This window comes from Actinomadura rugatobispora, assembly GCF_055379765.1.
The window spans coordinates 3,899,586-3,912,133 of the sequence record NZ_AP029191.1 but is presented as its reverse complement, the minus strand read 5'-3'; the positions used below and the strand labels follow the sequence as shown (position 1 = coordinate 3,912,133).

Annotated in this window: 12 protein-coding genes; 7 read left to right on the top strand and 5 right to left on the bottom strand. The window is 72.4% G+C overall.

Features of this window, described 5'->3' with window-relative positions; translation table 11 throughout:
* Positions 1 to 23 precede the first annotated feature (23 nt).
* The 3 genes from ACZ466_RS16795 to ACZ466_RS16785 all read left to right on the top strand — a co-directional run bounded on the left by ACZ466_RS16795 (position 24) and on the right by ACZ466_RS16785 (position 3,216).
* Complete coding sequence (locus ACZ466_RS16795; RefSeq protein ID WP_378289362.1) at positions 24 to 1,178, top strand: sensor histidine kinase; 1,155 nt, start codon at positions 24 to 26, stop codon at positions 1,176 to 1,178.
* Positions 1,175 to 1,834 carry a response regulator gene (locus tag ACZ466_RS16790; RefSeq protein WP_378289364.1) on the top strand — a complete coding sequence of 220 codons (660 nt, stop codon included), beginning with the start codon at positions 1,175 to 1,177 and terminating at the stop codon, positions 1,832 to 1,834. Before ACZ466_RS16795 ends, ACZ466_RS16790 begins: the two co-directional genes overlap by 4 nt.
* Positions 1,835 to 1,926: 92 nt before the next feature.
* Positions 1,927 to 3,216 (top strand): alkaline phosphatase family protein, encoded by a 1,290-nt coding sequence (locus tag ACZ466_RS16785; protein WP_378289366.1) that lies wholly within the window; start codon positions 1,927 to 1,929, stop codon positions 3,214 to 3,216.
* Between the two features lie 91 nt (positions 3,217 to 3,307).
* Here ACZ466_RS16785 and ACZ466_RS16780 read toward each other — a convergent pair whose 3' ends face one another.
* Positions 3,308 to 4,111, bottom strand: a complete 804-nt coding sequence (locus tag ACZ466_RS16780) for an alpha/beta fold hydrolase (protein WP_378289368.1) — start codon at positions 4,109 to 4,111, stop codon at positions 3,308 to 3,310.
* An 81-nt stretch (positions 4,112 to 4,192) separates the two neighbouring features.
* Between ACZ466_RS16780 and ACZ466_RS16775 the strand changes: the two genes are divergently transcribed.
* Positions 4,193 to 5,116, top strand: a complete 924-nt coding sequence (locus tag ACZ466_RS16775) for a hypothetical protein (protein ID WP_378289370.1) — start codon at positions 4,193 to 4,195, stop codon at positions 5,114 to 5,116.
* A 44-nt stretch (positions 5,117 to 5,160) separates the two neighbouring features.
* On the opposite strand, the gene ACZ466_RS16770 is transcribed toward ACZ466_RS16775, so the two are convergent.
* On the bottom strand, positions 5,161 to 8,415 hold the full coding sequence (locus ACZ466_RS16770) for a hypothetical protein (protein WP_464043855.1): 3,255 nt from the start codon (positions 8,413 to 8,415) through the stop codon (positions 5,161 to 5,163).
* A 211-nt stretch (positions 8,416 to 8,626) separates the two neighbouring features.
* Between ACZ466_RS16770 and ACZ466_RS16765 the strand changes: the two genes are divergently transcribed.
* Complete coding sequence (locus tag ACZ466_RS16765) at positions 8,627 to 9,178, top strand: dihydrofolate reductase family protein (RefSeq protein ID WP_378289376.1); 552 nt, start codon at positions 8,627 to 8,629, stop codon at positions 9,176 to 9,178.
* Positions 9,179 to 9,216: 38 nt separating this feature from the next.
* Here the strand turns inward: ACZ466_RS16765 and ACZ466_RS16760 are convergent, their stop codons facing one another.
* On the bottom strand, positions 9,217 to 9,774 hold the full coding sequence (locus tag ACZ466_RS16760; protein ID WP_378289378.1) for a maleylpyruvate isomerase family mycothiol-dependent enzyme: 558 nt from the start codon (positions 9,772 to 9,774) through the stop codon (positions 9,217 to 9,219).
* An 82-nt stretch (positions 9,775 to 9,856) separates the two neighbouring features.
* Here ACZ466_RS16760 and ACZ466_RS16755 point away from each other — a divergent pair, with 82 nt between their 5' ends.
* Positions 9,857 to 10,465, top strand: a complete 609-nt coding sequence (locus tag ACZ466_RS16755) for a TetR family transcriptional regulator C-terminal domain-containing protein (protein ID WP_378289380.1) — start codon at positions 9,857 to 9,859, stop codon at positions 10,463 to 10,465.
* On the opposite strand, the gene ACZ466_RS16750 is transcribed toward ACZ466_RS16755, so the two are convergent.
* The gene (locus tag ACZ466_RS16750) at positions 10,462 to 10,602 is read right to left on the bottom strand and encodes a hypothetical protein (RefSeq protein ID WP_378289382.1); all 141 of its coding nucleotides are present in this window, start codon (positions 10,600 to 10,602) and stop codon (positions 10,462 to 10,464) included. The two genes, ACZ466_RS16755 and ACZ466_RS16750, sit on opposite strands and share 4 nt — an antisense overlap.
* Before the next feature lie 330 nt (positions 10,603 to 10,932).
* The gene (locus tag ACZ466_RS16745) at positions 10,933 to 11,574 is read right to left on the bottom strand and encodes a TetR/AcrR family transcriptional regulator (RefSeq protein ID WP_464043852.1); all 642 of its coding nucleotides are present in this window, start codon (positions 11,572 to 11,574) and stop codon (positions 10,933 to 10,935) included.
* A gap of 140 nt (positions 11,575 to 11,714) precedes the next feature.
* Between ACZ466_RS16745 and ACZ466_RS16740 the strand changes: the two genes are divergently transcribed.
* The gene (locus tag ACZ466_RS16740) at positions 11,715 to 12,548 is read left to right on the top strand and encodes a TauD/TfdA dioxygenase family protein (protein WP_378289386.1); all 834 of its coding nucleotides are present in this window, start codon (positions 11,715 to 11,717) and stop codon (positions 12,546 to 12,548) included.

The window sequence follows — 12,548 nt, the reverse complement described above, 5'->3', positions numbered from 1 at the left end:
GAGGCGACCGCTACGCTCTCCCGGTGATCGATCTTCGTCGGGTTCCGGCCCTTTGGCGGCGTTGCGACGTCACCGTCCGAGATCTTCCGATCGCGCTGCTGCTGATCGTCGCGTCGTTCCTGCCGGTGCTCGAAGGCCACGACACGCAGGTCGGCGACCTGCCGGCCCGTCCCTTCGACGCGGTGGCCGCCGTGGCGCTCGCCCTCGAATGCCTCCCGCTCGCCCTCCGCCGCCGGTGGCCGGCCGCGTCCCTCGTCCTGGTGACGCTCGGCTTCCTCATCGCCGAGCTCGGCAGCCACCACATGGTCGCCGGCACCGCGATCACCATCGCGGTGCTGAGCGCGGGCGCCCATCTGGAACGGCACCGGCGCGCCACCCTGGTCGTCCTCTCCATCGTGTACGTGGCACTGGCGGTCACGCTCGTCCGGCTCGGCTCGACCGAGGGGCTGGACGGATTCGTGGCGTTCTACCTGGGGCTGACCGCCGCGTGGTGCGTCGGGACCTGGCTCCGCGCCACCCGGACCGCCGAGGCCGAACGCCGCCGCCGCGTCGCCGAGGCCACCCGCACCGCCGAACGCACCCGCATCGCCCGCGAACTCCACGACGTCGTCACCCACCACGTGACGGCGATGGTCGTCCAGGCCGAGGCGGCACGCTACCTGACCGCCGCACCCGAACGCCTCGACGAGACCCTGAGCGCCGTCACCGACACGGGCCGGCGGGCCATCACCGATCTGCGGCACCTGCTCGACCTGCTCAACCCCGACCACGGCACCGACGCCAGGACGCCGTCCGCCGGCGAACTCCACACGCTCGTGGAGCAGACGCGCCGGGCCGGGCAGCCGGTGGAGTTCACCGAGGAGGGCAGGACGGCCGAGTCGGGCGGAAGCGCCGGGGTCGTGGCCTACCGGGTGGTGCAGGAGGCCCTGACGAACGCCCTCAAGTACGCCCACGGCAGCCGCACCGCGGTCCACGTGCGGCATGGCGAAAAGGAGATCACCGTGCGGGTCAGCACCGACGGGTCCGGCTCGCGGGCCGGCTCTCCCGGCGGGAGCGGGCGGGGCCTGGCCGGGCTCCGCGAGCGGGTCGACGCCCTCGGCGGCGAGTTCGGCGCGGACCCGCGGGCGGACGGCGGCTTCGTCGTGCGGGCGCGCATCCCCGCGGGGAGGCCGTCGTGACCGCGCCGGTCCGGGTCCTGGTCTGCGACGACCAGGCGCTGATCCGCACCGGGTTCGCGACGATCATCGACGCGCAGCCCGACCTGGAGGTGGTCGGCGAGTGCGGGGACGGGCGCGCCGCGGTCGACCTCGCCCGCCGGCTGGACCCGGACATGGTGGTGATGGACGTCCGGATGCCGATCCTCGACGGCATCGAGGCGACCCGCCTGCTGGCCGGCGCCGGGGTCGCGCAACCCGTCAAGGTGCTCGTGGTGACGACGTTCAACCTGGACGAGTACGTGTACGAGGCGCTGCGCGCGGGGGCGAGCGGGTTCCTGCTCAAGGACGCCCCGCCCGCCCAGCTGCTGCACGGCATCCGCACCGTCGCGTCGGGCGCCGCGCTGCTGGCGCCCGAGGTGACGCGGCAGCTCGTCGGCAGGTACGCGGCGCGGATCCGTCCCGCCGGGAGCAAGGCGGACGACATCGCGCTGACCCCGCGCGAACTGGAGGTCCTGCGCCTCATCGCCGACGGCCTGTCCAACGGCGAGATCGCCGCGGCGCTGGTGATCAGCCCGGAGACCGTCAAGACGTACGTGTCGCGCATCCTCACCAAGCTCGACCTGCGCGACCGCGTGCAGGCGGTGGTCTACGCCTACCGCAGGGGCCTGGTGACCTGAGAGCCGGCGGCGCGGGGTGATTTTCGGGGGCGTTTACCGGGGGACACCTCGTCGATCATGCGGAGGCCACCGGATGCCGGTCGGCTGGCGGCATGAAACTTCGTGTTCGCGCACTTCGCACCGTTGCGGCCGGTGCCGGTGCCGCGCTCCTGGCCGGGCTGTGCTCCGGGTTGACCGCCCCCGCCTCCGCCGCCCCGGCACCGCGGGCGGACCATGTCGTGTTCCTCGGACTCGACGGCTTCGACATCGACTACGTCGGGGACGCCCCGATGCCGAACCTCGAGCGGCTCCTGCGGCGCGGCAGCCTGACGACCTCGACGGGCGTGATGACCTCCATCACCAACCCGTCGTGGTCGTCGGTGGCCACGGGCGCATGGCCGGAGCGGCATCGCAACACCGCGTACTGGTACGACGCGGCGTCCGGGACGGCGCGCGGGCAGCAGCGGGAACTGGCCGTCCCCACGATCGCGCAGGCCGTGCGGGACCAGGGCGGGACGGTGATGTCCGCGCAGTGGTTCATCCTGCAGAACTACGGGACCGCCTACGGGGACCCCGAGGGGATCTACACCCAGCCGGGCGGCGAGTGCTCCAGGCGTGTGGACGACGCGGTCGCCGTCCTGGAGGGCAGGCCGGTCTCCAGCGGCGGCGCGCCGGTCACCGCCCCGAAGATCCCGGACCTGACCGCCGTCTACTGCGACACCTTGGACGCCATCGGCCATTCCGGCGGTGACCGCGACCCGCGGATCCCCGGCGCGCTGCAGATGATCGACGAGCAGATCGGACGGCTCGTCCAGGCCACCAAGGACGCGGGCGTCTACGGCCGCACCGCCTTCGTCATCACGGGCGACCACGGGATGACCACGTTCATGAACGGCCTGGACACCCAGGTCGTCGAGGCGATCGCCAAGGCCGGGTACAAGGCCGAGTACCTCGCCTCGGGGCAGCGGCCCGCGGCCGGCACCGACGCGGTGATCGTGGTGGGCGGCGTCGGGAGCCTGCACCTGGTCGGGAAGGCCGCCGGGGACCCGGTGGCGGAGCGGCGCATCGCCGCGGCGCTCCGCGCCGTCCCGCACATCCGGTCCGTCTACGCCAAGGACGACCAGCGCCGCATGCGGATGAGCCCCAACTACGGCGAACTGGTCGTCGAGCCGGAACCCGGATGGACGCTGGGCGCCTCCCGCACGACCCCGGCGGGCGCGCACGGCACCACCAACGACCTCCGGATTCCCCTCGTGCTCGCGGGCGCCGGGGTGAAGCCGGGACGGGCCCCGCACCGTCCGCGCCACGTGGACGTGGCTCCGACCATGGCCGCCCTGCTGGGCATCGCCCCTCCCTCGGGCGTCCAGGGCCGCGTCCTGAACGAGGCACTGCAGCGACGCTGACCGGCGGCCACCGCTGAGGGCCTCGTCCGAGCGCCCTCAGCGGTCGTTCCGGAAGGAGACCGAGATCGCTCCCCGTGCCGGGCGCCGGTGGTCAGCCGGGGCGCTTCACCTCGGCGAGGAAGCCGAGGACGACCCGGTTGAACGCCTCGGGGACCTCCAGGTACGGTGCGTGCCCGCTGCCCGGCAGGACGACGCGCTCGGCGCCGGGGATGGCCGCCTCGACGGCTCCGCTGTGCGCGTGCACGTCCGGGACGTCCAGCTCACCGACCACGATCAGCGTCGGCACGGCTATCTCGCCGAGTCGCGGGAGCACGGGCCGCGCCAGGTCCCGTTCCAGGTCCATCGGTGGACGCAGGTTCTGCGGGTTGGCGGCCAGCAGCGCACGCAGCCGTTCCCGCGCGGCGGTGCTGCCGGGCGCGGTGAACCACGGGTCCTTCCCGCTCCAGTAGGCGATCTGCTCGGCGTCCGAGGTGTCGGGCGTGGGAACCTCGCGGCCGCCTCGGGTGAGGAAGTGCTCGCTGAGCGGCAGGCCGGTGACGGTCGGTCCGACCAGCACCAACGCGGCGACGGTTCCCGGATGGTCGAGCGCGCACCGCACCGTGAAGAGGCCGCCGATCGAGGAGCCGACGAGCACCGCCGGAGCGTCGGACACCGCACGGACGACGGCCGCGAGGTCATCGACGCTGGAGAACGGCTCGGTCGGCCGAGGTGAGCGTCCGTAGCCGCGCCGATCCCACCGCGCCACCCGATGGCCGGCCGCGAACACGCCGAACTGCGCGTCCCAGGACTCGCTGTGCAGCAGCCCATCGTGGGTGAGCACGACCGGCGCACCCGCCCCGGCCACCTCACCGTGGACGGCGTCGACCGCGATCGGTTCCACATCTCTGTGCACCATGTTCCCAACCTGACGACCGGTCACCGTGCGGGACGGCGAAGCCCGTCTGTGTGTCGGAGGTGTGGACTAACGTGGCCGGGCATGGGTTTCGACACGAGCTTCCATCCCGTCGACCTGTCGCTGATCGAGAACCGGCTGCTGCCGTACCTCGCCGGTCACGGGCAGGACGACGCCATCGACGACCTGATCGCCGGCGCCGTCGCCCTGCGCAAGACCCGCTTCCGCGCCAAGGCGTGGGCGCTCGGCGCCCTCAAGTTCGAGCCCGCCGGTTTCGAATCCGATCTGCACGTGTGGGGGCGTCCGTTCTTCATCGTCGCGGACGGGGCCGAGCGGGTCGCGGAGGACGTCCAGCGTTACCTGGCCACGCCCAGCGACCAGGTGGACGATCTCGCGGCGGAGATGCTCAACCGGCTCGACCCCGCCCTGGCCGGGCGGATCGAACCCGACCAGGGCGGACGACTGCCCGACGACGCGGCCCTCGCCGACAGTCTCTCCGCGGCGATGCGGATCCTGCGCGGCGCCGCCCTCGCCCTGCGGGCCGGGGAACGGACCGTCCGCCACCCCGACGGCAGGGAGTTCGACGCGGCCGACCTGCTGGCCCGCGAGGTGCCCTACAACCTCCTCGACTTCGCCGCCGCCCTGCTGCCGGGCTGGATGTCGCGGGGCTACACCTGGCCCACCCGCCTGTACGGCGACGCCGGCATCGCCGATGAGGGCTTCACCTCCTCGGTCGCGCTGACCGGGCTGCTGCGCGAGGAGTTCCCAGGGCTGGACTGGCCGGCGCCGTCCCACACCATCGACTCCAACTACATGGTCGGCGGCCTGGTCCCCGCGTCCGACGTCGCCGGCGCCCGCGCGCACCTGAACCGCCACCGGCTCCGGCTGGACTGCGAGCCCTTCGACGCGCAGAAGATCGACGAGGCGATGGGCGTGGCCGAGCACCTCGGCGTCGCCTTCTGCGAAGCCACCGAACTGTACAGCGGCATGGAGGGCAACCTGAACTGACCACGGCCGCCGCCGGGGATCGCGGTGACAGCGGTCTGCCCTGGTCACTCCAGGTCTTCCCACGTCCAGGGAGCAGTGGCGGTCGTGTCCGGTTCCCGGCCGAATCGGAAGCGGTCCTGGTGGTCACCGATGTCCATGAACAGATCGAACCTGCCGGCGGCGGGCAACCGTTCGACCAGTGCGGCAGCGGGGCCATGTGCCCCGGCGTCCCGCAGGACGGCCAGCAGCTCCGCTACGGCGGCCGGGTGCCCGTGGGCGGCGGCTCGCTCGGCCAGCACGGCGACCTGGTCGCCCCGCAGGACGCTCAGCAGCTTCGCGACCTCGAATGAGCCGTCAAGGCAGACGTGCGAGGCGGCTCGCCCGGCCAACGCAGCCGCATCGTCGTCCGCCCCGGCCTCCCGCAGACCGTTCAGCAGGTCCGCCACGCTGTAGGCGTTGCCGAGGGCAGTGTGAGCGGCGGCTCGCTCGGCCAGCGCGGCGACCTGGCGGTCCGTCCCGGCCTTCCGAAGGCTGTCCAGCAGCCACCTTGCATCCTCTGGCTTGTCGGGAGTGATGCGGGCGGCACGTTCGGCCAGGACGGCGACCGGCCCGTCCGCCCCGGCCTTCCGCAGGCTGTCCAGCAACGCCGCCACGCCACTCGGGTCGTCAAGGGCGGCGCCGGTGGCGGCGCGTTCGGCCAGGAGTGCGGCCAGGCCGTCGGCTCCGGCCTTGCACAGGCAGTCCAGCAGTTTCGCCACGTTCCTCGGATTGTCGAGGGCGGTGTGGGTGGCGGCGCGTTCGGCCAGGAGTGCGGCCAGGCCGTCGGCTCCGGCCTTGCACAGGCAGTCCAGCAGTTTCGCCACGTTCCTCGGATTGTCGAGGGCGGTGTGGGTGGCGGCGCGTTCGGCCAGGAGAGCGGCCGGGCCGTCGGCTCCGGTTTGGCAAAGGGTGTTCAGCAGCCGTGCCACCTGGTCAGGCTTGTCGAGAGCTGTGTGGGCGGCGGCGCGCTCAGCCAGCGCGGCGGCCTGGCGGTCTGCCCCGGCCCTCTGCAGGGCGTCCAGCATGGTCGCTACGGCACGCGGGTCGTCGAGGGCGACGTGGGCGGCCGCCCGTTCGGCCAGCGCGGCGGCCTGGCGGTCCGCTTCGGCTTTCTGAAGGGCGTCCAGCAAGGTCGCCACGGCGCTCGGGTCGTCGAGGGCGACGTGCGTGGCGGCGCGCTCGGCCAGTACGGCGGCTGCGCCGTCCGCCCTGGCCTGCTGCAGAGAGCCCAGCAATACCTGCACGCCATATGGGTTGTCGAGGTTCGCGTGGGTGGCGGCTCGCTGGGCCAGTTCGGCGGCCGGACCGTCCGCCCCGGCCTTGCACAGGGTGTCCAGCAGCGTCGCCACGGCACGCAGATCGTTGAGGGCCGTGTGGGTGGCGGCGCGTCCGGCCAGTTCGGCGGCTGGACCGTCGGCACCGGTTTGGCGAAGGGTGCTCAGCAGCCATGCCACCTGGTCAGGCTTGTCGAGGTCGGCGTGGGTGGCGGCGCGTTCGGCCAGCACTGCGACCGGACCGTCCGCCTCGGCCTCTCGCAGGGTGTCGAGCATGACCTGCACGTCGTACGGGTCGTCGAGGTCGGCGTGGGTGGCGGCTCGCCGGGCCAGCTCGGCGGCCGGACCGTCCGCTCCCGCCATGCGCAGGCCGTACAGCAGTGCCGACACGTGGTGCGGCTCGTGCAGGGCCACGTGCGTGGCGACTCGCTGGGCCAGTGGTCTGATGTGGTCATCGGCCCCGGCCCTCAGGAGGCTTTTGATCAGCCACGCCACGGCGAGCGGGTCGTCAAGGGCGACGTGGGTGGCGGGGGCACAGGCCGCCAGCAGTACATCGATCTGGTCGTCGGCCCCGGCCTTGCGCAGGCTGTCCAGCAGCACCGCCACGGCGTAAGGGTCACGGGGGGCCGCGTGGGCCGCGGCCCGTCCGGCCAGTTCGGCGGCTTGGCCGCGGGCTCCGGCTTCCCGCAGGCTGTCCAGCAGCTTCGCGACGGCGAACGGGTCGTCGAGGGCGGCGTGGGCGGCGGCGTGCTGGGCGGGACGCTGGTCGGCAGGGTGCAGGGCGTGCAGGTTGAGGACGAGGGCGGCGGCGGCTTCGGCGTCGCCGTAGGTGGTCGCGATTTTGTGGAGTTGGGCGGCGACACGGTAAAGCCCTCGGTCCCGGGTGGCGTTGCCGAGGCTGGTCAGGTCGGCCGGTTGGGCGTGGGCGGCGGCCGCGTCCCAGAAAGCGGCCGGAGGGATCTGCCCGGTGCGGTGGCGGCGACCGTGCTGGTCGAGGTGGTCGGCCAGCCGGTACAGCGGCCCCGCCGCGTGGGGATCTGTGGTCGTGACCGGGGTGAGGATGCCGGTGATGCCGTCGCACGGGGCGGCGGCGTAGTCCAGGGCCTGCCGCAGCCAGTCGTCGCCGGTCTGCGTCCGCTGGGACTCGGTCAGGTAGCCGGGGGCGGCGTCGGCCAGGAGCCTCAGCGGCAGGTCCGGCCCGCAGCCCAGCCGACGAGCGTCCATCGCCGCCCAGATCAGCGCACGGGTCGCGCGTGGGGCGCGGGCGTAGCGCTCCCTCAGCACCCCCATGCCCGCCAGGTATTGCGTGATCTGCTTCTCGTCGGCGTGCTCGGCGGCCCGGCCCAGCCGCGGATCGTCAACGGCTTGGGCGGCAAGGGCGTTCAGGTCGGTGCCGCTGAAGGCTTCGGGCACCGTTATGGCATGCGCGTCCAGCAGTTCGCGGGCCTGGACGTGCACATCGGGTTCGTCGCGGCCGGTCAGAGCGTCCCAGTGGGCCGGCCGCAGGGTGGCCATCACCAGCACCGGGCCCTGTCCCGGCTCGCTCAGCAGGTTCCGGAGCCCTGCGGCGACCTTCTCCCCCAGCTTGTCGGGAGTCAGGTAGAGCTGGGCCTCGTCCAGCCACACCACCGTGTACGGCGCGATGTCGCCCGGACGGGTGAGATCGGCAGGCTGCCACAACCGCCATGGCTCGGCCCGCTCGCGGAGCAGGTCGAGGGCCTGCCAGCAGGCGCGGGTCTTGCCGGTCGACGGTCCGCCCACCAGTACCGCGACCTGGCTGGTCCCCTCGGCGGCCCGCGCGACGACCTCGCCCAGCCGCACGTCATGCTCGCGCGGCACGTACACCGGAAGGTCGGGCAGGTCAGGGGCCGATGCACCGATCGCCGGGCGGACCCCCAGCGAGAACGGGTCGGTCACCTCCTCCAACGGAAGCCCGGGCGCCGTGCGCGGCTCTGTCTCCTCGGCGCCGGTGACGTCCCGCGACGCATGGTCAGGAGCAGTGTCCACCCAACGCCACCCGTCCCGGCTCGACCCCATCCGTGTCCGCGCCATGACACCCGATCACCGAGCGCCCGTCAAGATCAGCTCCGTCCCGGCGTGCGGCCGGCGATTAGAAAATCTGTGCGGGCGCGTCGATCTATGGGGGCGTCGTTCGACCTGTGATTGACGGTACCCGTCCAGGGGCGCCCGTCCCGGACGCGATCAAAGGAGCATCCCGATGGGATTCATCAAGTCCAGCCTCTTCATCTCTCTCGACGGCGTGATCGAGTCGCCGGAGGCATGGCACTTCCCCTACTTCGACGACCAGATGGGCGCCGTCGTCGCCGAGCTGATGATCGAGGCGGAGGCGACCCTCCTCGGCCGGAACACCTACGACGGGTTCGCCTCCTACTGGCCGGACGCCGACCCCGCCGACCCGATGACCAAGGCCATGAACAGCGCGCGCAAGTACGTCGTGTCGAACACGCTGACCGAGGCGGCCTGGGAGAACTCCACGCTGATCAGCGGCGACGTCGCGGCGGAGCTGACCAGGCTCAAGGCCGGCACCCGGCTCGGCACCACCGGTAGCGCCGCCCTGGTGCGCTGGATGCTCGAACAGGGCCTGGTCGACGAGCTGCACCTGCTCGTGCACCCGATCGTCGTCGGACACGGCGCGAAACTCTTCACCGACGGCGCGACCGTGCCTCTGAAGCTGGTGTCCTCGACGACGTTCGAGGCCACCGGCGTGGTGCACCTCGTCTACGCGGGCGCGGACGCCGCCAAGGAGTGAGCGGCGGCCGGTCACCGGGCGCGGGGTCGGCCGGCGTGTCACGCCGGTGGAGACCAGCGGGGGTCACGGCCCAGGAGGGCGACGATGGTGTCCATCGTGGGACGGGACGGGTCCTCGGCGAGAGGTGGGTGGTAGGCGCCGCCGGGCTGGTTGAGAGGGCTGCCGGGCGCGGTGTTGGCTCGGGCGAGGGGCAATGCGATCTGGGTCAACCGGTCTGGGACGGCGGGTGCGGTCTGTAGCGCACGGGCCAGGTCCCAGCGGTGGACCAGCATGTCGACGAGGTGGACGCCGAGTACCCATTCGGTCGAAATCGGCCCTCTCCACGGCAGGTTCACGGTCTCGCCGGTCTGTTCGAGGGCGGCGACCCAGCGTGCGGTGATGCGGGGGAAGTCGTCGCGCGGGTCGCCGCTGTCTTCCAGGGGCGGCAGCACGGTCCGGGCGACGGCCTCGTGCCGCTCGTTCATGTGGTGGAGCAGATCCGTCACCGTCCAGCCCTCGCACGGTGTCGGGTTCGCCATCGCGGCATCGGGGATCAGCGCCACGTCGTGGCCGATCAGGGCCAGGGCCGTGGCGTCCGGCCGGAGCAGGTCGGTCATGTCGGGTTCCGTTCGAGTGGCGATATAGCGAACGCTCGTACGCCAAAAATATAGCGTACGAGCGTTCGCTATAGTGGTGGGCATGTCTCCTCGCCACTCGACCGTCGAAGCGGCCCGGACGCGGGAGCGGATCGTGCGGGCCGCGGTGGAGGACGCCTCGCGCCTGGGGCTGGAAGGGCTGACTGTCGGCTCACTCGCGCGGCGGCTCGGCATGAGCAAGGCGGGCCTGGTCGGTCCGTTCGGATCGCGGGAGCAGTTGCTCGCGGCCGCGCTCGAGCAGGCCGGTCAGGTCTTCCGCGCGGCGGTCACCGAACCGTTGGAAGGTCTGCCCCCGGGGCCGGGACGACTTGAGCAGCTGATCGACCGATGGGTGGACTATCTGGCCGACTGCCCGTTCCCCGGCGGCTGCTTCGTCACGGCCGCGTCGTCCGAACTCGACGGGCGTCCGGGTCCGCTGCGCGATCGGTTGCGGGAGATCGTCACGTCATGGCGGCGGCGGCTGGCCACGGAGATCGCCGCCGCCCAGGCCGAGTCGCCGGGGCGGCACCGTCCACCGGACGAGGTCGCCACGACCCTGATCGGCCTGTCCATGGCGCTCAACCAGGAGATTCAGCTGCTGGAGGATCCGTCGGCCGTGCCTCGAGCGCGCGAGGCCATGCGTCACGCGGTCGGCCTGGCCGTGGGCCCTTAGGGCGCCATGCCGGTCTCGCGCTGGAGGGTGGCGGTGGGGGTGGCGACCGTGATGGTGGCGAGGATTCTGGCGCGGGTGGGGCCGAGGAGTTCGGCCAGCGCGTTGGGGCCGGCGCGCGGCGGCGGCCTGTGGGGCAACGGGTAGACCATCACGGGGGGGCAGGGACGGGTCGGCGAGGACGACGGGTGCCGCCGAGCAGAACCATGAGGGGATCAGCCGCAGACCCCGGCCGCCGAGGTGGACGTCGAGGGGAATCGGGTAGCGGGCCTGGAGTATGCGGTCGGCCGGGTTCCAGAAGGCGAACGGCCGCAGGGCCGACAGCGTTTCGTGCGGCCAACGGCTCGAACCGCGGGGCGGCCTGCCGGAATCTGCTGGTGAAGGCGGGCGTGCACGTTCAGCACGCCATCACCGGCTGCCGCGAAGCGTTCAGGTAACCGAAGAACGTCGCCGGCGGCGATGCGAGCGGTTCACTGCTCGCATCGCCGCCTCGCCAGTGGCGCCGATTCCTCAGGTGCCGCCTGCAAGGCCGGGGACGGGGCTTCATGGGGCGGCCAACGCGTCAGGCGGTCCTCGATGAGGGCCAGTACCTCGTCGTGGCCGTCGGTGATGCCGAGCATGCCGTCCATGGACAGGATGCGGGCCAGTGCGGCGATCACGACGGTCGCCGCGGCGGGGGTCGGGGTACCGGGGTCCTGGGCGTCGCTGACCTGTTCGATGATCTCTCGCTGCTTCCGCCGGAATCTGCGGGTGTAGTCGGCCAGCTCGGTGCGGATGGCCTGCCGGTGGTTGGCCAGGGCGATGAACTCGATGGTCAGGGCGCTGCCCTGGGGTTCGCTGCTGACCTGCCACAGCGTGCGCAGCGGGTCGTCGGAGCGCGCCGCGTCCTCCAGCCGTTTGAGGCTGGCCTCGGCGCCGCGCCGGAAGACGGCCAGGAAGAGCTCGTCCATCGTGCCGAAGTGGTAGTACACCAGGGCCTGGTTGACGTCCGCCCTCGCGGCGACCTTGCGGGTGGTGACCGCCGCGTACCCGTCCTCCAGCATCAGCCGGGTCGCCGCGTCGATCAGCGCGGCCCGGGTCGTGGACTCCCTGGCCGGCGCGGACTCGCTCATGTCGCCTCGGATCTGCCGGTGTCGAGCACCCGGCCACTGTAGCGGGGCCTTGACCCGCACGATCCGCCGGTGTTAGGCATATGCCTAAGAAAGTCTTAGGCGAACGCCTAAGGCCCGCTGCTGTACATGGGAGGTGCGTGATGGCCGTCGCGTTCACCGGGCTGGAGCCGTTCGGTGTCGAGATCACGGGTGCGTCCGGCGGGCGGCTGGTCGATCGGCGGGCCGCGGACGAGTGCCGGGCGGCGCTGGACGAGCACGGGGTCGTGATCTATCGCGAGCTCGGCATCGGCGACGACGACCTGGTCGCCTTCACCCGGCTGCTGGGGGAGCCGGTGGTGGCCAAGACCAGCGAGCACCGGCATCCCGAGATCGACACGATCACGCTGGATCCGGCGAAGACGAACGCCGCGCTCGCCGCGGTGCGGAGGGGCAACTTCCACTGGCACATCGACGGTGCCACCATCGACGTCCCGCAGCAGGCCACGCTGCTCACGGCCCGGGAGGTCGACCCGGCCGGGGGCGACACCGAGTTCGCCAACACCTTCCTCGCCTACCAGGCGCTGCCCGAGAAGGAGAAGGCGGAGCTCGACGGCCTGCGCGTGGTGCACAGCTTCGCCGCCGCGCAGCTGCGCGCCAATCCGGAGGCGTCGGAACGGGAGCGTGCCGTCTGGGAGCGCGTCTCGCCCAAGGTCCATCCGCTCGTGTGGACGCGCCAGAACGGCCGCAGGTCGCTGCTCGTGGGCGCCACCGCGGGCGAGGTCGTCGGGCGCCCGCCCGAGGAGGGCCGGGCGCTGCTCGACCGGCTGACGGAATGGGCGACCCAGCCGCGGTTCGTGCTGCGCCACCGCTGGCGGCGCGGCGACCTGGTCATCTGGGACAACACCGGGATGCTGCACCGCGCGATGCCGTTCGAGCCGACGTCCCTGCGGCTGATGCACCGGACCACGCTCGTGGGCGAAGAGGCGGTGGCCTGA

Coding starts and splice junctions, on each gene's coding strand:
- ACZ466_RS16775 (WP_378289370.1), top strand. CDS start 4,193: ATGGGTTTCGACACGAGCTTCCATCCCGTCGACCTGTCGCTGATCGAG.
- ACZ466_RS16780 (WP_378289368.1), bottom strand. CDS start 4,111: ATGGTGCACAGAGATGTGGAACCGATCGCGGTCGACGCCGTCCACGGT.
- ACZ466_RS16745 (WP_464043852.1), bottom strand. CDS start 11,574: ATGAGCGAGTCCGCGCCGGCCAGGGAGTCCACGACCCGGGCCGCGCTG.
- ACZ466_RS16765 (WP_378289376.1), top strand. CDS start 8,627: ATGGGATTCATCAAGTCCAGCCTCTTCATCTCTCTCGACGGCGTGATC.
- ACZ466_RS16755 (WP_378289380.1), top strand. CDS start 9,857: ATGTCTCCTCGCCACTCGACCGTCGAAGCGGCCCGGACGCGGGAGCGG.
- ACZ466_RS16760 (WP_378289378.1), bottom strand. CDS start 9,774: ATGACCGACCTGCTCCGGCCGGACGCCACGGCCCTGGCCCTGATCGGC.
- ACZ466_RS16785 (WP_378289366.1), top strand. CDS start 1,927: ATGAAACTTCGTGTTCGCGCACTTCGCACCGTTGCGGCCGGTGCCGGT.
- ACZ466_RS16740 (WP_378289386.1), top strand. CDS start 11,715: ATGGCCGTCGCGTTCACCGGGCTGGAGCCGTTCGGTGTCGAGATCACG.